At 29.0% G+C, this 19449-nt stretch carries 25 protein-coding genes and 2 pseudogenes; 17 read left to right on the top strand and 10 right to left on the bottom strand.

From position 1 onward, the window contains the following. Nucleotides 1-4 precede the first annotated feature (4 nt). A complete protein-coding gene (gene rny / locus LQ598_RS02970; RefSeq protein WP_239745162.1) occupies nt 5-1564 on the top strand; it encodes a ribonuclease Y in 1560 nt (519 codons plus the stop codon). Nucleotides 1565-1657: 93 nt separating this feature from the next. On the opposite strand, the gene LQ598_RS02965 is transcribed toward rny, so the two are convergent. Beyond that, nucleotides 1658-2281 carry a site-specific integrase gene (locus LQ598_RS02965; RefSeq protein ID WP_107536973.1) on the bottom strand — a complete coding sequence of 208 codons (624 nt, stop codon included), beginning with the start codon at nt 2279-2281 and terminating at the stop codon, nt 1658-1660. A gap of 73 nt (nt 2282-2354) precedes the next feature. On the opposite strand from LQ598_RS02965, the gene LQ598_RS02960 reads away from it, so the two are divergent. The 7 genes from LQ598_RS02960 to LQ598_RS02930 all read left to right on the top strand — a co-directional run bounded on the left by LQ598_RS02960 (nt 2355) and on the right by LQ598_RS02930 (nt 7050). Then, nucleotides 2355-3059, top strand: a complete 705-nt coding sequence (locus LQ598_RS02960; protein WP_107536972.1) for a hypothetical protein — start codon at nt 2355-2357, stop codon at nt 3057-3059. A 1-nt stretch (nt 3060) separates the two neighbouring features. Then, nucleotides 3061-3558, top strand: a complete 498-nt coding sequence (locus LQ598_RS02955) for an XkdX family protein (RefSeq protein ID WP_236590382.1) — start codon at nt 3061-3063, stop codon at nt 3556-3558. 67 nt (nt 3559-3625) lie between these two features. Continuing rightward, on the top strand, nt 3626-4078 hold the full coding sequence (locus LQ598_RS02950) for a phage holin family protein (protein ID WP_239745161.1): 453 nt from the start codon (nt 3626-3628) through the stop codon (nt 4076-4078). Between the two features lie 91 nt (nt 4079-4169). Further along, on the top strand, nt 4170-5024 hold the full coding sequence (locus LQ598_RS02945) for a peptidoglycan recognition protein family protein (RefSeq protein ID WP_107536970.1): 855 nt from the start codon (nt 4170-4172) through the stop codon (nt 5022-5024). Nucleotides 5025-5240: 216 nt separating this feature from the next. After that, nucleotides 5241-5786, top strand: a complete 546-nt coding sequence (locus tag LQ598_RS02940) for a hypothetical protein (RefSeq protein WP_107557068.1) — start codon at nt 5241-5243, stop codon at nt 5784-5786. Then, on the top strand, nt 5776-6381 hold the full coding sequence (locus LQ598_RS02935; protein ID WP_107537529.1) for a hypothetical protein: 606 nt from the start codon (nt 5776-5778) through the stop codon (nt 6379-6381). The genes LQ598_RS02940 and LQ598_RS02935 overlap by 11 nt, the downstream gene beginning before the upstream one ends. 198 nt (nt 6382-6579) lie before the next feature. Continuing rightward, nucleotides 6580-7050, top strand: a complete 471-nt coding sequence (locus LQ598_RS02930) for a hypothetical protein (RefSeq protein ID WP_188350455.1) — start codon at nt 6580-6582, stop codon at nt 7048-7050. Here the strand turns inward: LQ598_RS02930 and LQ598_RS02925 are convergent. Beyond that, entirely contained in the window at nt 7039-7263 is a 225-nt protein-coding gene (locus LQ598_RS02925) for a hypothetical protein (RefSeq protein WP_142396893.1), read from the bottom strand. The genes LQ598_RS02930 and LQ598_RS02925 overlap by 12 nt on opposite strands. A 135-nt stretch (nt 7264-7398) precedes the next feature. Here LQ598_RS02925 and LQ598_RS02920 point away from each other — a divergent pair, with 135 nt between their 5' ends. Next, nucleotides 7399-8415: a hypothetical protein gene (locus tag LQ598_RS02920; protein WP_107557416.1), complete on the top strand. Its 1017-nt coding sequence runs from the start codon at nt 7399-7401 to the stop codon at nt 8413-8415. A 73-nt stretch (nt 8416-8488) separates the two neighbouring features. On the opposite strand, the gene LQ598_RS02915 is transcribed toward LQ598_RS02920, so the two are convergent. Next, nucleotides 8489-9043 (bottom strand): hypothetical protein, encoded by a 555-nt coding sequence (locus LQ598_RS02915; RefSeq protein ID WP_107537505.1) that lies wholly within the window; start codon nt 9041-9043, stop codon nt 8489-8491. A gap of 887 nt (nt 9044-9930) precedes the next feature. Here LQ598_RS02915 and LQ598_RS13760 point away from each other — a divergent pair. Together LQ598_RS13760 and LQ598_RS13755 are read left to right on the top strand one after the other, a co-directional pair. Further along, nucleotides 9931-10110: a sporulation protein gene (locus tag LQ598_RS13760; protein ID WP_107537563.1), complete on the top strand. Its 180-nt coding sequence runs from the start codon at nt 9931-9933 to the stop codon at nt 10108-10110. Nucleotides 10111-10135: 25 nt separating this feature from the next. Further along, the gene (locus LQ598_RS13755; protein WP_107557413.1) at nt 10136-10342 is read left to right on the top strand and encodes a sporulation protein; all 207 of its coding nucleotides are present in this window, start codon (nt 10136-10138) and stop codon (nt 10340-10342) included. A gap of 251 nt (nt 10343-10593) precedes the next feature. Here LQ598_RS13755 and LQ598_RS02905 read toward each other — a convergent pair whose 3' ends face one another. From LQ598_RS02905 to LQ598_RS02895, 3 genes and pseudogenes are all read right to left on the bottom strand, one after another. Next, complete coding sequence (locus LQ598_RS02905) at nt 10594-10998, bottom strand: GNAT family N-acetyltransferase (RefSeq protein WP_107557412.1); 405 nt, start codon at nt 10996-10998, stop codon at nt 10594-10596. Between the two features lie 592 nt (nt 10999-11590). After that, a pseudogene (locus LQ598_RS02900) lies at nt 11591-12243 on the bottom strand (DUF421 domain-containing protein). Nucleotides 12244-12620: 377 nt separating this feature from the next. Beyond that, a complete protein-coding gene (locus LQ598_RS02895) occupies nt 12621-13058 on the bottom strand; it encodes a GNAT family N-acetyltransferase (protein ID WP_107537520.1) in 438 nt (145 codons plus the stop codon). A gap of 807 nt (nt 13059-13865) precedes the next feature. Here LQ598_RS02895 and LQ598_RS02890 point away from each other — a divergent pair. The 4 genes and pseudogenes from LQ598_RS02890 to LQ598_RS02875 all read left to right on the top strand — a co-directional run bounded on the left by LQ598_RS02890 (nt 13866) and on the right by LQ598_RS02875 (nt 16482). After that, nucleotides 13866-14174, top strand: a complete 309-nt coding sequence (locus tag LQ598_RS02890; protein WP_107557184.1) for a DUF3467 domain-containing protein — start codon at nt 13866-13868, stop codon at nt 14172-14174. After that, the gene (locus LQ598_RS02885) at nt 14161-14508 is read left to right on the top strand and encodes a hypothetical protein (RefSeq protein ID WP_107537537.1); all 348 of its coding nucleotides are present in this window, start codon (nt 14161-14163) and stop codon (nt 14506-14508) included. The genes LQ598_RS02890 and LQ598_RS02885 overlap by 14 nt, the downstream gene beginning before the upstream one ends. An 83-nt stretch (nt 14509-14591) precedes the next feature. Next, nucleotides 14592-14951, top strand: a pseudogene (locus LQ598_RS02880) (Panacea domain-containing protein); the annotation flags it as partial. A gap of 457 nt (nt 14952-15408) precedes the next feature. Next, complete coding sequence (locus LQ598_RS02875; protein WP_239745158.1) at nt 15409-16482, top strand: Fic family protein; 1074 nt, start codon at nt 15409-15411, stop codon at nt 16480-16482. A gap of 145 nt (nt 16483-16627) precedes the next feature. Here LQ598_RS02875 and LQ598_RS02870 read toward each other — a convergent pair whose 3' ends face one another. The 4 genes from LQ598_RS02870 to LQ598_RS02855 all read right to left on the bottom strand — a co-directional run bounded on the left by LQ598_RS02870 (nt 16628) and on the right by LQ598_RS02855 (nt 18440). Further along, on the bottom strand, nt 16628-17149 hold the full coding sequence (locus tag LQ598_RS02870; protein ID WP_107537487.1) for a GNAT family N-acetyltransferase: 522 nt from the start codon (nt 17147-17149) through the stop codon (nt 16628-16630). Between the two features lie 96 nt (nt 17150-17245). Then, nucleotides 17246-17656 carry a YolD-like family protein gene (locus tag LQ598_RS02865; protein ID WP_107537488.1) on the bottom strand — a complete coding sequence of 137 codons (411 nt, stop codon included), beginning with the start codon at nt 17654-17656 and terminating at the stop codon, nt 17246-17248. Beyond that, the gene (locus tag LQ598_RS02860; RefSeq protein WP_107557182.1) at nt 17643-17969 is read right to left on the bottom strand and encodes a hypothetical protein; all 327 of its coding nucleotides are present in this window, start codon (nt 17967-17969) and stop codon (nt 17643-17645) included. Before LQ598_RS02860 ends, LQ598_RS02865 begins: the two co-directional genes overlap by 14 nt. A gap of 135 nt (nt 17970-18104) precedes the next feature. Beyond that, nucleotides 18105-18440: a magnetosome magnetite crystal formation protein family gene (locus LQ598_RS02855; protein ID WP_107537552.1), complete on the bottom strand. Its 336-nt coding sequence runs from the start codon at nt 18438-18440 to the stop codon at nt 18105-18107. Nucleotides 18441-18614: 174 nt separating this feature from the next. Between LQ598_RS02855 and LQ598_RS02850 the strand changes: the two genes are divergently transcribed. Continuing rightward, nucleotides 18615-18752 (top strand): hypothetical protein, encoded by a 138-nt coding sequence (locus LQ598_RS02850; protein WP_157782580.1) that lies wholly within the window; start codon nt 18615-18617, stop codon nt 18750-18752. 26 nt (nt 18753-18778) lie between these two features. Continuing rightward, a complete protein-coding gene (locus LQ598_RS02845) occupies nt 18779-19282 on the top strand; it encodes a Rossmann-fold NAD(P)-binding domain-containing protein (RefSeq protein WP_107537509.1) in 504 nt (167 codons plus the stop codon). Nucleotides 19283-19449: the final 167 nt, after the last annotated feature.

Raw genomic sequence — 19449 nt, 5'->3', positions numbered from 1 at the left:
TTATGTGGACTTATTAACCCTCTTACTCATTTTGCTAGGAGTTATTCTAGGTGTTGTTGTAGGATACTTTTTCGCACATAATAGCTTAACTAAAAAGCAAGATCAAGCCCGTCAGTCTGCTCACTATATAATAAGTGAGGCTAATAAAGAAGCTGAGAGCCTAAAGAAAGAAAAGTTGATTGAAGCGAAAGAAGAAAATCAACAAATTAGAGATCATCTTGATAGTGAAATTCGAGAGAGAAGAAGTGACCTACAAAAGCAAGAAGCAAGATTACTTCAAAAAGAAGAGAACTTAGAGCGCAAATCTGATCTTTTAGACAAAAAAGATGAAATTCTAGAAAACAAAGAAGCTAAAATTGAAGAGCGACAACAACAGGTAGATGCAAAAGAGAGTAATGTTCAAGACATAATAACGAAACATGAGCAAGAACTAGAACGCATCTCCGGACTAACACGTGATGAGGCTCGTAAAGAGCAATTTTCACAAGTTGAAGAAGAACTGTCACATGATATTGCTGTACTTGTAAAAGAAAAAGAACGTGAACTAAAAACAAATGTAGATAAGAAAGCAAAAGAACTGTTAGCTATTACTGTTCAAAGATTAGCTGCAGATCATACTTCTGAGTCAACGGTATCAGTTGTTAATCTCCCTAACGATGAAATGAAAGGTCGTATTATAGGTCGTGAAGGTCGAAATATACGTACTTTAGAAACATTGACAGGCGTAGATTTAATTATAGATGATACACCAGAAGCAGTTATTTTATCTGGATTTGATCCAATTCGTAGAGAAATCGCTAAGACAGCTTTAACTAATTTAGTATCTGATGGACGTATTCATCCAGGTAGAATTGAAGATATGGTTGAAAAAGCGAGAAGAGAAGTAGATGAACTGATGAGAGAATCAGGTGAACAAGCTACCTTTGAATTAGGTATTCATAACTTACATCCAGAATTGGTTAAAATTTTAGGACGCATGAAATATCGTACAAGTTATGGGCAAAGTGTACTGAAACACTCTATTGAAGTTGCACAACTTTCAGGAATGTTAGCAGCTGAACTAGGTGAAGACGTCACTTTAGCAAAACGCGCAGGTTTATTACATGATATTGGTAAAGCTATTGATCACGAAGTTGAAGGTAGCCATGTTGAAATAGGGGTAGAACTTGCAAAGAAATATCATGAACATGATACAGTCATAAATGCAATACACTCACATCATGGGGATGTAGATCCAACATCAGTTATTTCTATATTGGTAGCTGGAGCAGATGCATTAAGTGCTGCAAGACCAGGAGCTAGACGTGAAACGTTAGAAAACTATGTGAAACGTTTAGAAAGATTAGAAGAAATATCAGAAGGTTATCAAGGCGTAGAAAAAGCCTTTGCTATACAAGCAGGTAGAGAAATTAGAGTAATCGTTTCCCCTGAAGATATTGATGACTTGAAAGCACATAGGATAGCAAGAGATATCAAAGATCAAATAGAAGGCGAGTTACAATATCCAGGGCATATTAAAGTGACAGTTGTCCGGGAGATGAGAGCAACAGAATACGCAAAATAGTTGCTTTCAAATTCAAAACCCTTTAACCGTAATGGTTAGAGGGTTATTTTTTTATGATTTAGTGAAAATAAGGGCCAAAAAAGGGCCGATTGATTATAATAATTCTTTTTGCTCTATGTCCTCAAGCTTATTTATCAGCTCGTTTTTCATCTGATTTGTTACGTGGGTATAAATTCCTAGAGTAGTTCTATAATCACTATGTCCAACTCTATCCATAATTGTTTTTAATGATATACCCATTTGTGTTAGAAATGATATATGAGTATGTCTGAGAGTATGTGTAGTGATTTTATTTTTTATATTCAGATTAATTCTAGCTTTTTCAAGTGCTTCATTGACTCTATGAAAATATATAGGGTTACCTCGATAATTGGTGAAAATAAAATTCCTGTCTGTATACCTGGTATCCCATTGAATAGCTTTTTTATTTTCCAACATACATGATTTTAAAATTTCACAACTGCGATTTGTTAAATCTATCGTTCTATAACTGCTAAGGTTTTTAGTAGTATCCTTTACGCCATACTGACCTTTAGAATTTGCTTTTCGTTGTATAGTGCCATCTATAGTTAATTTTTTGTTAATTAAATCCACGTTTTCGTTTTCAATGGCTAACAATTCTCCTATTCTCATTCCATTTAATGATAAAAACTCAACAATATAGTACATAAATAAATAATGTCGTCTATTATCAATATTATTAGCAGTTAATTTCATTACATATAGTTCCTCAAGAATTTGTAAAGTATACATTAAGAGAAAAGAAGTTAGCACTTGGTCTGATTGGGAATTGCTAAATCCAGAAGTAAACAAACGTAAGTCGCTAGGTTCAATTGGTGTAGAAAATTCGGAGTACAATGATTTACTAGCCTTAAAACCTGGATTATATGAATGTGTTGTACCGTCTGATGCCTTTCTTGTTAACGCACCTCAAGAGCCAAATGGCAAATCATACTATGCTGAAATAGACGTATACGAGGGTAACAATGGACGTAAACAATTTAGGCTTATAATGAGTCATTTAAATACTGAATATCATGCAACTGTTCATACAGATGGTGTTGAGTCTAACGCATTTAAAGGTTGGAAAAGAGTACAAGATGCTGAAGAGTTTGAAGCGCTCAATAGTGATACAGGTTGGGTTGATTGGGAGATTATGAATGATGCTACAAAACGCCAAACTGATGACCCTACAGCTTTACAATGTCAATATCGTGTAAGAACAGTTAATGGTGTAAAGATTGCGCATTTAAGAGTAAATGTGAATAATGTTGTTACACAAACAGCCTTTGGGTCCATACCAAAACATATGTGTCCTAAGGTTCAAAATTTTTATATACGAACACCAGTAAGTATGAATCCAGCGGTTATGTTAGTTGATCTAGATGGTACATTAAAATTTTATTGTAATTTAAATGATACTTCTAAGTGGTTACCAGGCCACTATATATACGGCGAATTCACTTGGATAATAGATGATTTAGGAGGTAATTAGAATGGCCAAAACAGTATATTTGTATGACGGCACACCTAGAAATGTTATTAGTGATTGGGATTATCCAAATGAGCCTTACACTGAAATACCACCTTATCCTGGGATATGGCAACCATTTTATTTTGATCGGGAATATCAAAGATGGATTGGTGCAGAACCCCCTTTAAAAAATAGTGACTTAGCAATATTAGAAGAAGCGATAAATTCACAAAATGAAAAACTGAAACTTTTTATTGAACGTAGCAATAAAATAGAAACGCACAATCATCGTCTACTCAAATATGTAGGCGATATTTTATTTCAGATTGCTCATATTAGACAAAGCGCTGAAATACCAGGCAACCCGATACTCGTTCCTGATGTGCAATACATGTATGATGCAGGGATATATACAAATTTCACAATAAAATTGTTAGTGGATAATGGCTCTCTAACAAAACGAAACTATCAAGAAATTACTGGAGAAGAATATCCAGTATATGTAGATGAAAATGAATAAATCACAAGGCACTGATTAATTTCAGTGTCTTTTTATATAGATTGAAAGACGATAAAGGAGTGAGGAAATGGAGGAAATTATAGTGAAATTTACAGAGTCAGAAGCATTTCATACATTCATCTATGCAGGAGACATCAAGCTTATGTGGTTTCTGATGATATTGATGATCCTAGATATTATTACAGGATTATCTAAAGCCGTAAAGAACAAATCATTGTGGAGTCGAAAGTCTATGTTTGGATTTGCAAGAAAGATGCTGATTTTTTGTATTATCGTTTTAGAAAATATTATCGATCAAATATTGGGACTAAACAGTGGTTTGTTAATGATTACGATATTCTATTATATTGCGAATGAAGGATTAAGTATTGTAGAAAATTGTGCTGAAATGGGCGTATTAGTTCCAAAGGAAATAGCTGAAAAATTGCAAGTTATTAAAAGTGATAAAGGTTCAACAGTAAAGCAAGAAATTAAAGAAGAATTCACAACTAAACATAATAAAGAGCAAGATATTAATTAAGTCGGCTAAATAGTCGGCTTTTTATTATGCCTTGGTTATGACAGTGCAGTTATAGCCAAGAAAAAACTAAAAATAAAGGAGAGTATTTATAATGAAAAACATTTATTCAAAACACATTAAAGGTAGTAAATTAACAGGTAAAAAAGCAAGTATAGCAGGTATTGTTATTCACAACGATTACGGTTCAATGACACCTAATCAATATTTACCGTGGCTATACACTAGAGAACAAAATGGGACACATGTTAATGGTTGGGCTTCAGTTTATGTTAATAAAGATGAAACACTTTGGTATCATCCAACAGATTATGTAGAATGGCATTGTGGTAATAACTGGGCTAATAGTAATTTGATTGGTTTCGAAATTACTCAATCACACCCAGCAGCTGGTTTAACAGATGCCCAGTTCAAATTAAATGAAGAGGCAACATTTAAAGTAGTAGCAGCTGTAATGAAATCATATGGCTTAGCAGTCAATCGTACGACAGTTAATCTTCACAGACAGTATTTTGGCACATCATGCCCACATCGTTCTTGGGATATGCATGTTGGAAAAGGTGCACCAGATACATTAGCTAATCGAAATAAGTTAAAAGATTATTTCATTTCTCGTATTAAACATTATTATAATGGCGGTAAAAAAACAACGTGGAAATGGTCTGGTAAAGCAACTGCTAAGAAAGGTGTATCACCAATCGCAGCTAAGAAGAAACCTGGTTTAAACGAACCAGAATTACCATCATCAAACAATATTTTGGCAGGTCAATATATTAACTTCTTCTCAGTTACTAAAAAAGATGGCTACTGGTGGGCGGAGTTTGAATACCCAACTAACCCTAAAGCTGGTCGTTTTTACTGTGCGTTAGGACCTATTACACACAAAGATGAGAAGTTAGAAAAAGAAACCAAATTATGGTTTGACTTGAAGATTACAAGTAAGAAATAGTGTTATATATTTACTCTATTTAGTTTACCAGCTAGGTAGTTCATACACACAAACCCCATTCTTATTTGTAGAGTGGGGTTATTTTTGCATTATAGTAAATATTTGTAAATTGCATAGATTTTTTGTCTATATTATGTATATAATAATTAAAGAATAAGGTTAATATACATAAATCATAATTATAAACCTTATCAAATTTAAACAGAGGTGATTATTATGTTGAGAAAGTTAATTTTGATTAGTGTTTCATTCATTTTATTACTTAGTATTTTCGGTGTAATAAATAATGAAGCTCAAGCTACAGAGCAAGAAGAATTAAGTTTAGATGAATTACCTATAGAAAGTCAGCAATTTTTTATGGAAAATGGTTTTGATGAGAATGATTTATTTTATAAGACAGATTATATAGAAAAAGAAAATACTGCTAGTAACGAAATCACAACAAGAGCGAAAGGTGGAGTAAACGTAGTATCGATGGTAGGAGCATCTAAAAAAGTCTCTAGTACTAAAGGTAAAGTAGTTTTACATTTAACATCATTTAGGAAAAATTTTAAAAGTGCAAATGCTAGAGTAACTGGTGGAGGTAAAAAGTGGACTAAAACCAAAATTAAAGGTAGCGGTAAATCAATGGGAATTACGATACCTGTAAGTCATACAGGAAAGAAAAAGTACTTTGGCTTCCGAGCTAATGTTCAATATGTTACGACAGCTGGTGCAGGGAATGTGACAAGTTCTGCAGGAGGGCTTACACTTGGAAAATAAAGGATATGTTGAGTTTTATATAGATTGGTACTGTATGTTTTTTCATTTCTATGACTACGAAGTAGATTTCGGTTCTGATTTATATGGAGATTTTAAAGAAGAGCTGCAAAATTATTTTAATAATGTACATTTGAATGGGAAACATACGACTTTTTTTGGGGCTAAAAAAGAAAAAGCAGAAGAAAGAGTTACGAGCATAAGTAATGATACAAATCATTGCTTAAATGAATTGTATCAGGCTTTAAAACATAAAAAGATATATGATTTATTATTTGATCCAGAAGAACATTTTATTGAATTTCAAAGTAATCAATCAAGCTATTGTAATAGATTATTACATGATTTAGTGAGTGATTATTTTAATAGCGAACCTTATTATCCATATTCTGAGATACTTAATTTACCTGTAACAGACGCAGATAAGGAAATTATTGATATCTATAGAAAAGTTTTTGCCGGGATTGATGTAAAGACTTATCTCTCAATAGATGAACGTACGAGTAGAACATATGAATTACATGTTACTCTAGATAAAAGTGAAGAAAGCTATGAAAAAATGAAAGCTTATGAAAAAGAACATGATGTAATATTATAAAAGACTGTTTCATAATAAACATTCCATTACTGGCCCTGTCACTTTGTGTGATGGGGTTATTTTTATATTCAATTTAACAGTTTATCTTTTGTTTAATAGATTTTTAGTGTAATATAAATTTAATTAAACAAAAAAAGGGTAATGTAAAAATAAACCCCAAAATCATTTATTTTAATAATATGAAAGGTGGCAATTAAAATGAATATTAAAAAAAATTTCCTTGTTGTAGAAAATCTAAAAAAATTGGATAACATTGGAACAAATTTTAATGATAGAGCCATTCCTATTTCATTCGCAGATTTTAATAAGAGATATTATCTTGAAAATGAAAATTTTCTTCCTATTAACGTTACTCAGCACAATTTCTTCAATTTGATATGGCAAATTTTAAAAAGCAATCTAAAAATTCTTTCTATTGAAGTTGGAAATAATGAGGAACTTTCTGATAATATTACTCAATATATAATAGAAAAAAATTCAGAAAAAGTTGAGGAAATTTTGGAGGAAATTAAATATAATGAATTTGAGATAAAGAGTATTAGAGTTGAGATAAATAAAAATTGTTATAGAATAAATAAAAAAGGGGTAGTAACTGTAGAATTTGATGAGAATATAAAAATAGAGGATGTCTTATATGAGAAATTCTTATTTGACGCTTTAGGTGTTTAAAATGAAATCTAACTTATTATTTGAAGGACTAAAAGTTATTGCAACTCTTATTTTAACTTTAATAACAATAAAATTTTTCCCTGATAAAACAAAAATTAATAAAGAAGTCTTTGCAATAGCAATACTAATATTAGCATATCTAATATATTTATTCATCAAGTTCTTATTTGCAATTTTCTTTCCTATTAGGGTTAGTAGTTCAATCTCTAACAACAAATCACCTCATAAATTAAGTACCCATATTGTTTATTCCAAGAAAGAAAAAATTGATAAAAACAACTTTGATCATAAAATATACATATATGAACAGGAGTAAAAAATGAGTAAAAATATAGATAGATTCACTATTTGGAAGATAGAAAAAAAGAATTAACTTTAGAAAAAGTTTTAGAGCTACTCAATAAAAATTATAATCAAAAAATTAAGTATCTAGATGGTTATGAAATTGAGGAAAATGATAAAACCTTAAATAATAAATGGATAAATCCGGATGGAAGTAATAAATTAGAAATTAAAAATCATAAGAAAAATTGTGATGGCAATAATAATGACTTAGAAAATATAAAATATATATATACAAAAGGATTATTTGAGACTAATTTGAGTGAGGAAAGAGCCATTGTTAACGGTAAGGTATTACCGAGAGAATCAAGGGTTTTTAATCATTCATGTGAGGCATGTTTTTTTGAAATTAAAGAGGCTATTTATGTGGTTTTAAAAGTGAATTCAACTGATGAATCTAAAGTACGAAACAAGTTGATGAAATATAGAAATAACCCTAATGAAAAAGATATTTGGGGTAAGGTAAAATATAATAAGGTAGATAATTATGAAATAGATAGTAAATTTTTTTATTGGTTACTTTATAAAAAAGATAAAGTTGAAGAAATTGAATTTGAAACTGAAAAAATAAGAGTGCTTGATATTTCACAAGTGTTAGAAGAAGACAAATATGAACTTTACACAACTCATAGTATGGGAGAAGATATTTTAGGAAGCACAAGTGCATTATCAGCTTTTAGTGAATCTCAAAAAATTAATAAAACTGGTGTGATTTTTGTTAATCAGGATGTTCAAATAGCGGGGCTACTTGATATAAACTCGGTATTTTTTATAGATAATGATAAAAGTAAAATAGAAATAAATGAAAATGAGTTTGTTGATTTTGCTATCTATATATACACATACCTGATACCTCAACTATTTAAAGCGTGGGATGAAGAAAAGGAGTCATCTAAATGGGATGATAAACTACTAAAAAGTTTAACGAAGAAATGGGCAATTAATGCTATATTAAATTTGTCAAAAATAAACGATATTTCTTTAGATGAAATTGATGAGGCTATGAATTTAGACGAGGAGTGATTTATTGCTTTAAAGTCTGGCATTATCAAAATTAAAAAGTTAAACCCACCTTAATTGGTGGGCTTTTTTTATGCTATTTTTTATAAACAATTTTAGTTTTTGAAAAATCTCTTCTTGGTATTACAGATAGACTATTCTTTTTACCAGTTGCTGATAAATGCGCCCAACCCATGCCATATCCAGCATAAGCTTTTTTCTTAACAATTTCAAAATTATTGGCATTTCCTAAAAATTGCATCAAAACCCCTTGCGGAACTCCTGAGAAGAATGGAGCAAATCCTGTTACCATAGAAGCCCAGCTTAATCTACTCTTTTGTTTGTCAACATATTTTACATATTTCCTCAACTGCGCATTAGTCATATAACCTTGCTTTTTAACATATTTACCAGTCTTGATAGTTTTAGTGGCTTGTCTTGCTGCATAAGTAGTAATACCATTTTCATCTTGAGTGTATGTTTCCATAGGTAAAAATTCAATATTTTCAAAACCTGGTAAAGTAGAGTTACTTTGAGTGTTTTCACTGTTAGTCTGATTACCTTCAGCAAATGCTTCACTTGCATACGGCGTTAAAATACTAGTAGTAAGTACTAATGATAAACCAATTTTGTGTGATTTCTTAAATTTCATAGATATTAAACTCCTTTATATGTATAATTGAGGTACAACCTATTATTATCATATTTTACAAATAAAGGAAGTGTAATTTTGTATTTATCTAAAAAAAATGTAATATTTAATTTTATTTTTATATTTTTAATAGCTTGTTTTATAAGTTATGTTGGTTTAACTAAAACATTTGATCTATCGTTTCAAGTTTCGTCTGTAGGGGGATTACTATTAGGTTACTCTATATTAATGCCAATGAGACTTTATGCTAAGAATTCGAAATATAAAGATGAAAATTAACAAAATATTTTTATTTAAGAAATAAATCCACAAAAGCATACATTGTATTAAAGTGCATCTGTTTTTTAAACGGATGCTCTTACTCTATCTCCACAATACTTTCTATGTTTTTATATAAATAAACTCTAATTAGTAAGGATAGATGGGTTTTTGATTAATTTTATTTATAGAGGAAATAACATTATAAAGTTAATAAGCGAGAAGGTGGAAATAATGAAAAAGTATGAATACAGTGTATTCTTTATAGTTTTTCGTTAATTTCGTTAATAAGTTGTTTTCTAATTACACCAGCATTTGTGAGTTTTTTAATACCTGGAATATTATTAAGCGTCAGACCTAATCATTAACAAACTTCTTTTAAATTAACAAAAGATAATTTATTTGAAATTAAATTATTATATTGCCAAAAAAGAGGTTTTATACTTGTTGTATTAAGTTTTGTGGTTGATAACTTTTTATTATTACTGACCCAAATTTAATGATTGGCTTGTTATGATTATTTTTTTATTATAAACGACTACGCCCTATACCTTTTTAAGCAGACAAGTTATGAAGTGGTGGTATTTTTTGTGTTATAATTTATTTGAATAAAATAGGGAGCGGTATTTATGTTCAATAATTTGCTAACTTCAATTGGTGTAGGTACAATAAGTGCAGACACACGTATCGAAAACAATGTAAATTATGAGAATGATTTGATTAAAGGTGTCGTTATACTAAAAGGTGGGAATGCTGATCAAAAAGTTAATAAAATTGAAATTATATTAATAGAGAGAATTCAAAAATGACGATAAAACAAGTCAATTTTCAGAAATAGAAAATGAATTGGATACATACATATATGCTGGAGAATTTACAGTTGCAGCTAAAGAAGTAGAAACAGTACCTTTTCAATTCAAACTTGAAAATCATGATATAGATGTTGAAAATAACAAAATTTACTTAAAAACCCATGTATTTATTGACCATAGTGTAGATGCTTATGATGAAGATGAAGTTCAAGTTTATAAAACTGAATAAAGTAAAAATATACCACCTGTTTTATGTGTGGTATATTTTATTCTCTTGTTATCTCGTCTATATTTTTAATCTGTCACATGAACAATCTCTTCTTCGATATTTGAATCTAATTTTTTGTGAATTTTCTCTTCATTCTAACCAGTTTTTTAAGTGCTTTAATTATTTTTAGGGTTCAATCCTCTTAGCATGAAACATAATTACACCCTTGATTGATGGAATCACAGTATCGTATTAGAACAGATTTAATAATATTAGTATTCAATAAACATTGCAGGTGTATCTTCTCTAACATATTTAAATCCATATTTTTCATATAAATAGTTTGCAGGTGTTTCAGATATTAAATTAACATAAGTTCCTTTAAAACTATTTTCTTCTATATAAGACATAATATGATCCATAACTAATTTTCCAAGTCCCTGCTTTTGATAAGCTGTGTGAACAGCTACATCTATAATATGAAAAACAGTAGCGCCATCTCCTACAATTCTTCCCATAGCAATAAGTTTTTCTTTGTCGTAAATTGTGACATTAAACAATGCGTTTTCTAATCCAATATATATAGCTTTTTCATCTTTGATAATCAAATCACATATTTTTATCAAATGAAGGTAATCTGAAACTAATGGTTTTTGAAAAGAAATTTTATATTTCAATTTATACACTCCTAATTTATTAATTACATACTGATTATATACCCAATTTTAAATAGTATATATAAGTAAAAAAGTTGTTATCTGGATTCTTTCGCTACAATAGAATTCAGATTCAATTTAACTACTTTGTCATTTTGTAATATCCATCTTCCCAATACTTAATTGTTGCTGGTGGATCATAAAATAATTTTTTCGTTAATACATTTTAAATTCTCTTATTACAACTTCAGTACGTATAATTTGTAATTCCATTATACTAACGAACATTCTGATTTTATAGGTGTTTTAAGGGCCAAAAAAAGGGCGAGGATAATACAAAGTATAATTAAGTATAGTTTATTTATATAAATCAAATAATTGCATTTATATAGTAGAAACTCGTCATTTAATAAGTATCATGAAGTGTAGAAAAATACGAACAGAATACGCAAAATAGTTCCTTTCAAATTCAAAACCCTTTAACCGTAATGGTTAGAGGGTTGTTTTTTTATGATTATTGTATGGACTATATTACCAGAGTAGAATTCAATGAATACAAAGAATATTTAGATACAAGTTTTGATAATGTTTAACATTAATTAATATTCTATCTTTATTTGTATTTAATTATGTGTATACCTCTGTCAAATGACCAATCAGCATAAAAGACATTATCTATATCTTTAATTTCTCTTTTATTTAATTGCTTATATAACCAATTTTCATCTTGGTTAATACTTTTAAGGCTGCTTTATTTATAGATTTGTTTTTCACTAACTCATAAATGTGATAATCATGCTCTGTAAGTGGATATTTATTATCATATTTTTCTATAGTAAAACCACCATGGCTTTCAATATACATATTTTTAATTTCACTTAAGTCAAAGATACCGTAATTTCTTGCTATAGAGCTAATTTGATCTAATTCTAGCCGATTATACTTTAATACCCTAGTGTAAATATCTCCTTCAGTCATTAAAATATCTTTATCGCCTTTTAAAAGAAATCTAGCTTTTTTTGATTTATAAAGTAAATATTCAAATAAAAATATAATACAACCCCAAGCAATAAGTGATACTAGAACATGCCAATATTTAATTTTATCATCATAAAGACTCTCTTCTACTATACCTCCAAAAACTAGTAAATATATTACGTCACTCGCATTTAATTGTGCTAGGTTCCTTTTGCCCATCAACCTCATTATAATTAGTAATACAATAAAGCCAATTAATAATTTACCTATTATTGGTAATATATTCATACCGTTCACTCCTATTAATTTTTAAATATTGGATAATATTGAGTTTTTATTCTACAATAACTATGATATCAGAATAATCTGAAAAACATGAGTGAAATGGTAAGTATACTTACTGTAATTGGCTCAATTGGTATATTCTCAATGGATATAATAAATTTCTTTTCAGATTTATATCAAAGAAGCCAAAATACTGGTTGAGTTTCCTTATAATACTTTAATAAATTTAAGGGCCAAAAAGGAGCGAGGATTAAATGAGGTATAATAACAATAAAATATAAACCCACATTAATGGTACTGCACCCCGAAAGTTAGAGTGAAAAACTAACATTCGGGGTTCAGTACCTTGGTGGGTGTTTTTATTTATATATACTTATTTATTACAACTCAAGTTCCATCATAAAGCCATCATTCGTTATTTCAAACTTATTATTAGAATAAAATTTTGATGCTGATTCTCCACCAGTAATAAGAAAAATTTTATTTACATTTTCTCGTTTTATCTCACCTTTAAAAAAGTTCATTAATTTTTTTCCGATTCCCAATCCTTGTTGATTAGGTATAACATTAAATTCATCAATAAAAAATTGATTAAAGTTACTAAAATAATAGTCAATACGACCTATACACATCGCTATTATTTCACCTTCATTTTCGATAACATATCCTCTTGAATTAAAACCACTCATTGTTGCTTCAATTCTAAGTAATGCTTCTTGTTCAGTCCATTTATTATGCCAAGGTGGACCTGCATATGCTAAAACTAAATTTTTAGCACAAATATTATAATCTTCAGCATGAATATTTCTAAAGTTCATAATTATCCTCCTTTATTCAATTATTAGCTATAGTTTAACTTACTCTATCTAGACAATACAATCCATACTCAATATTACATTCTCCTATACTTTATCGTTGCTGGTAGATCATAAAATAAAATACATTTATATACCTCGTGTATAATTTATAACTCTATTATTTGAAATAGCGTTCAGTCTTTTTAAGGTGTTTTAATGTCCGAAAAGGGGGCGATTGATTAAATGCCTTCTTAGCGGAAACGTGATTGTATTATGTTTATTTATCAAGTTAGGTTAATATTGATAATCAAGCACATAATGTGTTAATATATAGATGTTATAAAAATAGCCATCAGATTCTTAAGCTGAACTGATGACTATTGAGTAAAGGCTCACACTCAGGCTGTGATTATCAAACGAACCTTATTAGGTCAAGCTAACTATACCACTAATATAGTTGGCTTATTTTTTTGTTTTTCTTTAATAGCACGGTACACTGTAAGTACAATTGTGAATGTCATAGTAATTGACCATGGTACTACAAGAGTAAAGTCAAAGAGATAAAATTAATGTAAAGTATATTTAAGTATGGGTAAGTTTTATAAATCATATGATTACTTTTATATAGTAGAAACTAATCTGTTAATAAGTATCATGAAGTATAAAAAATACGAAAAGAATGCGCTAAATAGTTGCTTTCAAATCCAAAACCCTTTAAATGTAATGGTTAAAGGGTTATTTTTCATGTTCGCTTTCATGTCCTATCTTTTACGCAATCTTATTTTGATGTAATATATATTTAATTACATTAAAAAGGGGTGTATTTAAATGGAGCGTAATAATGATGAACTAAAATTTAATCAGATTGATGAATATATGTATGAAGAAAATCACGAAATGTTTTACGCGAATTCATTAGATGTACAAACAAGTATAACTGATTTTATGATAAACTTTAAACAAAGTACTCCCAATGGATTTTTAAACAATCAAAAAATTATAATGAATCCAAGTTTAGCCAAACAATTAAAAAATGTATTAGAACAAGCATTTTATCAGCATGAACAAATGCATGGAGAAGTAAAGGATATTGATACTCTTCAAAATGAAATGAGCAATTTCTATGACGAAGACTAAAATTTATGAAATCAACAAACACCCTAAATATCAAAAATACGGTAAAGATTATTCTAGAAGCTATACAAGAAATGAAAATACAGGTACTTTAGGTTTTCAAGAAGTGGAGGTAGGTAATATGAATATGGATTATATTACAAGACCAGAATTTAATGAACAGAAAGCACATTTAGATACAAGGTTTGATAATGTTCAACATCAAATTAAAGAAGCAGTTTCTGATTTGAAAGATGAAATTAATGATGAAAAAATTACGTCAATAAAATTCTGGATAGGTATTAGCGTACCAGCAGTTATTAGTATTATAGGAATATTAATTCAAATCTTTACTTAAGATATAAACCCACCTTGGTGTGTGCTTTTTGTGTTTACAAATTACAATTAACGGTATATATTTCAAACAAAGGAGTGGTTTTTATGACTGATATAATACTAAACAAAACTTTTATTATTGTTCAAAATCTAATCAGTAAATATCAAGAAATTACAGGTAATAGTCTAGTTGGCGATGAAACGAGAGTTCATAAATTAATGTATTATATACAAAAAACCTCCTTGACTTTAACCGGAGAAACTATTATTGACGAAGAATTTGAAGGTTGGATTCACGGTCCAGTACTTCCTTCATTACGTGGAATTTTCGACTTTTTTGTAGAGTATTCAAGTTATAAAAAATATATATCTGTAACTGAAGAATATATAATAGAGAATACAATATATCAATATGGAAAATACGCAACTTGGGCGTTGAGAAATAAGTCTCATGAAGAGACGTCGAGGGGCATTTTGTAAGTGTGTAAGTACCCCCAATAATATATCGGTAAAATTACTAATACGAACTTATATAGTAGAAACTGATCTTTTAATAAGTATCATGAAGTATAAAAATACGAAAAGAATACGCTAAATAGTTGCTTTCAAATTCAAAACCCTTTAACCGTAATGGTTAGAGGGTTTTGAATTTGAAAAATAAAACTAACGCTTTGATACTTGTAAGAATAAGTATATAATAATCTTATTTATTTCAACATATTAGCGATATATGTTGAATAGGAGCGATGTAAATGGAGTATGAATCACTAAAAAAGCTTTTTTATATGTTTGGGAAAGAAAATATGGAATCCGAATATGAAATGAGAAAAAGACATTTTTCTAGTTATGTAACAAACATATATATTAATCCAATTCAAGACGGAAAACAGTTACTTAATGTTAAATATCCCTTGTTTTTTTTATGAATAAAAACATTGTGAAAAAGCATGAAAGAATTTTGTTGAATTCTTCTAAAATTAAGCAATTGTCATCAAATCAACCGGGTATAGCAACGAATGCATATATAAATAAATTATTAATAAATGAGCTGCAAAGTACAAATGAAATTGAAAATATTAGAAGTACTAAAAAGGAAATAGCTGAAGCATTGAATAATAAGAGTACGAAAAACAAAAGATTTAGTGGATTAGTTAATCAATATTTAATGATACACTACGGTAAATTTGAGTTGAATACTGTCTCTGATATAAGAAATATCTACGATGAAATAGTTTCTAATGAAATTAAAAAAGATGAGCAACCAGATGGAATGATGTTTAGAACTGAAAGTATAGGTGTATTTGATAATTCTAATAACAAATGGATTCATAGAAATGAATATAGTGAGTCTGAAATTATTGAGTTTCTAACAAAATTTATAGATTTCACTAAAAACTTTGATTCATCTGAACTTGTTAAAATTATGGCTAGTCACTATATGTTTGAATATTTACATCCATTTTATGATGGAAATGGAAGAATAGGAAGACATTTAATCGCAAGAATGTTAAATGATATGTTAGATCCTTTTACTACACTTTCCTTTTCACATTCAGTAAATAATAATAAGTCGAAATATTATAAAGCTTTTAAAGACACATCTAATTTTTTAAATAAAGGTGAACTCACTACATTTATAGATGAAATGTTGAGCATTCTTATAGAAGGACAGGAAAATATAATTGATACTTTTGAAGACAATGTAAAAATGATAAGTAAAATAAAAAATACTTTAAATGCTAAAAACTTTGATAAATACGAATCTAAAATATTATATATTTTACTCCAAGATAAAGTTTTTGGTAGTAAATACTCTAGACTTAGTTTAAAAGAGCTTCAAGATATTTCAGGATTTTCTAGAGGTAAAATAAACGATGTTATTATGGAACACGAAGAAAAATTAATAAAGCTAAAAAGTAAGCCTGTTATATATGAAGTGAGCGATAAATTTATGTATGAATTGTTGTCTGAATCAATTAATGAGGATGATAATTAAAAGAGGGTAAGATATAATTCTCTTTCTCAAAATAAATCACCCAATCCGTTGTATTCATTTACGGATTGGGTAATTTTTATATTGCTGATTTTGTAAAGTCCGTGCTTGCCTTGAGGGTATGACTCGATCATACAGTCAGTTAATTCTAAAATTCAAAATAATAGTAAATGTCATATTTACCTTTTTGGTTGGTGAAATGATAGTTCTTAGTGTTAAGTCCACCTATACTAAAGCCATAACGTAAGTAAAAACGATTGGCACTTAAGTTGTTGTCTTGTGCAATTGTATATAAGCCGCTTATATCATGTTCTGTTGATATCTTTATTGCAGTATTTAATAACATTGTCGCTATATTTTTTCTACGGTGGGATGATGTTACTTTCAAATCACTTAAATATAAATATTTGTTCCAATTATTTTCAAAAATTGCTAATCCAACACATTTATTATCGTCAAAAGCGCCTAATGCATATCCTTTTTCATTGATAATATCTAATTGATAATGTTCATCTGGAAAAATCATTGTTTCATGTTTAGTTGAAACTTCATAATAATCCCATGTGTCATTTGATCTTGTAACAACCAGTTTACCAAATAATTCAAAAGGCTCATTCGGTAATTCGAGTGCCTGCTGATTATTATGTGTTATTTCTTCTATTGTTATCATGAATGATTAAGTTCCTTCCTTTGCATTACACTTATTGTAAACGAAGTAGGGTGTAAAAAGGAAATAAGAGCTATGTTTAATAATATCAGTAGAATCTCACTCTATCTCCACAATGCAATCCATATCGAGTTTTAGTAATTCCCCATCTTTAATCACTTCTAACTTATTACGTGCGCTATCAAATTTATTTATTTCGCAATTTACTTCTTTGAAATAACCATTCTCCCAATATTTAATTGTTGCTTCTGGGTTATAGAATATCTTCTCTGCTAAGGTGTTATTTAAATCGTTTAATGCGGTATCTTCTAATACAGGTTTATCAACTTTTGTTTGATCTTTAATAAACTGTTTAATTGTTTCATATTGCTGTGGCATTGTGGCAAATGGTGCCCATTTAATCATACCGCGGCCTTTAGGTATGTTTTGTTGAAGATATCTATTCGGTATTTTTCGATAATCAGTTTCGTATCTGTAAGGTTCTGGCATACCGGGGTTAACGACTTTCATATGCAAGCTCCTGATTCATTTTATTTAAGTCATGAATGGCGTTGTTCAATGCCACAATCATCGTATTTCTTTTTGTAGTTGATGTGTGTACATCATTATATATGATGGACAACAAGTCTAAGTAATCTGTATATAAAATGAATTTTTCAGTTCGATCATCAAAAGATTTAAGATAGCTTTGAACTTTGTGTATTTCTTTGTAAATAACTTTATCGTTAAGGAACTTTGCGGTGTCATTAGTTGGCTCTACAGTATCTAACATGTAAATATAAGATTCAAATTTATTAATCATCAAGTTAATATATTTATTCATCATTAACACCTCTCGTAGAATTATTATCTTTATTATACGAACAAGTGTTCGCTTTTGTAAAGTGTTAAGTTGAAAATATAAAACGATAAATAAAAAAACGCCTCATAGAAGGCGTTTGAAAACAATGTTTAATTGTTATTTAAGGAGTACTTTAATACCTGCGTACAAATTATAAATAACGTAATAAAAAGCAAGTAGTGCTATAAATATCGCGATGATATTTAATGTGATCATTAATCCATTATTTAAATGACTTTCAAAACTACCATTTGCATAAGCTAACAGTAAAACACTTAGCACGCCTAATATATAAGGATAAACATGATATAAAAGAGAGCTTTTCGCGTGTGTTGAAACAGGTTTATCTGCAACTATCCATACAATTATCGGAAGTAAAAATGGTGCGAAAAAGACACTGAAATAACATAGACTTGATAATATCTTTTCGGATTGCGTTAAATTTTGATTCATTTTAATCACCTCGAAGAAAGCGTAACATAAAATAAAGTGGAAAATAGTGATGTGACAATAATGTTAGGCGAATATTTAATAGATATTAATATTGAAACAACAAATTGTTAAAGATTAAATGGTATATTGATATAGAAGGAGCAATGATAAATGTTGACTTTAAAATCTATAATTATGAATCTATTTGTAAGTAATCTAATTGGAATGCTCGTTTATTATTTTATCGTTCAAGATTTGATGGTAGCTATTATAATAGGGTTCCTAAGTTATATAGTGAATATATTAATTGATTTAATACCTGTAAAAGAATAATGATGTAGAGTAGGTGGAATTTAAATATGAGCATTGTAATTGTTGGTGGATCTGGAATGTTAGCAAGGGCTACGGAATGGATTAAGGATAATTTTGATGATGATATTTGGTTGCTTTCAAGGAATAAGGATAGATATTCTTCTGAATTGCTTAACTTTCATAACGTGAAGTTTGTTGAATATGATTATGAAACTGGTAATAAAATCGATTATGAATATATTAAAAATGTAAAAATTATGGTGAACTGGGTACATAGTAATGGCTACATTAATCATCAAAGCTTTATTGAAAGTGAAATGACGATTGATGACAACTGTACACCTGTTTATATACATATTGTTGGTTCAAATAGGCATGATGACTCAGCGTTTATAAAGTGGCTACAGAAGAAAGGTTTTAAGGTTTTGATTGTGCAATTAGGTTTTCGTTTGGATCATCAAGGTGGTAAAAGATGGCTGACTCATGATGAAATATCAGATGGTGTCATACAGGCTATACAATTAGGGGAAGATGTGTTTGTAAGTGAGTAAACTAAAGTAAATGAATTTAATATTGAGTATATAAAAAAGATAATCTAAATCAGATTATCTTTTTTACTGTTTTAAATAAAATATATTTTAAAAACAATTCTTTTTCAAAAATTTGTTATTTATGGATAAAATATTTGATTAATGTTAATATAAAGGATAATTTAAAT

It is taken from the genome of Mammaliicoccus sp. F-M27, assembly GCF_022387115.1.
Lineage (GTDB): Bacteria > Bacillota > Bacilli > Staphylococcales > Staphylococcaceae > Mammaliicoccus > Mammaliicoccus vitulinus.
Note: the sequence above shows the minus strand (reverse complement) of the source record. Positions and strands in the feature narration are given on the sequence as shown.

What these genes read in the sequence shown, in the direction of transcription:
- LQ598_RS02965 (WP_107536973.1), bottom strand. Translation starts at nt 2,281, where the DNA reads ATGAAATTAACTGCTAATAATATTGATAATAGACGACATTATTTATTT.
- LQ598_RS02955 (WP_236590382.1), top strand. Translation starts at nt 3,061, where the DNA reads ATGGCCAAAACAGTATATTTGTATGACGGCACACCTAGAAATGTTATT.
- LQ598_RS02950 (WP_239745161.1), top strand. Translation starts at nt 3,626, where the DNA reads ATGGAGGAAATTATAGTGAAATTTACAGAGTCAGAAGCATTTCATACA.
- LQ598_RS02945 (WP_107536970.1), top strand. Translation starts at nt 4,170, where the DNA reads ATGAAAAACATTTATTCAAAACACATTAAAGGTAGTAAATTAACAGGT.
- LQ598_RS02940 (WP_107557068.1), top strand. Translation starts at nt 5,241, where the DNA reads ATGTTGAGAAAGTTAATTTTGATTAGTGTTTCATTCATTTTATTACTT.
- LQ598_RS02930 (WP_188350455.1), top strand. Translation starts at nt 6,580, where the DNA reads ATGAATATTAAAAAAAATTTCCTTGTTGTAGAAAATCTAAAAAAATTG.
- LQ598_RS02915 (WP_107537505.1), bottom strand. Translation starts at nt 9,043, where the DNA reads ATGAAATTTAAGAAATCACACAAAATTGGTTTATCATTAGTACTTACT.
- LQ598_RS13760 (WP_107537563.1), top strand. Translation starts at nt 9,931, where the DNA reads ATGTTCAATAATTTGCTAACTTCAATTGGTGTAGGTACAATAAGTGCA.
- LQ598_RS02895 (WP_107537520.1), bottom strand. Translation starts at nt 13,058, where the DNA reads ATGAACTTTAGAAATATTCATGCTGAAGATTATAATATTTGTGCTAAA.
- LQ598_RS02890 (WP_107557184.1), top strand. Translation starts at nt 13,866, where the DNA reads ATGGAGCGTAATAATGATGAACTAAAATTTAATCAGATTGATGAATAT.
- LQ598_RS02885 (WP_107537537.1), top strand. Translation starts at nt 14,161, where the DNA reads ATGACGAAGACTAAAATTTATGAAATCAACAAACACCCTAAATATCAA.
- LQ598_RS02875 (WP_239745158.1), top strand. Translation starts at nt 15,409, where the DNA reads ATGAATAAAAACATTGTGAAAAAGCATGAAAGAATTTTGTTGAATTCT.
- LQ598_RS02870 (WP_107537487.1), bottom strand. Translation starts at nt 17,149, where the DNA reads ATGATAACAATAGAAGAAATAACACATAATAATCAGCAGGCACTCGAA.
- LQ598_RS02865 (WP_107537488.1), bottom strand. Translation starts at nt 17,656, where the DNA reads ATGAAAGTCGTTAACCCCGGTATGCCAGAACCTTACAGATACGAAACT.
- LQ598_RS02860 (WP_107557182.1), bottom strand. Translation starts at nt 17,969, where the DNA reads ATGAATAAATATATTAACTTGATGATTAATAAATTTGAATCTTATATT.
- LQ598_RS02855 (WP_107537552.1), bottom strand. Translation starts at nt 18,440, where the DNA reads ATGAATCAAAATTTAACGCAATCCGAAAAGATATTATCAAGTCTATGT.
- LQ598_RS02850 (WP_157782580.1), top strand. Translation starts at nt 18,615, where the DNA reads ATGAATCTATTTGTAAGTAATCTAATTGGAATGCTCGTTTATTATTTT.
- LQ598_RS02845 (WP_107537509.1), top strand. Translation starts at nt 18,779, where the DNA reads ATGAGCATTGTAATTGTTGGTGGATCTGGAATGTTAGCAAGGGCTACG.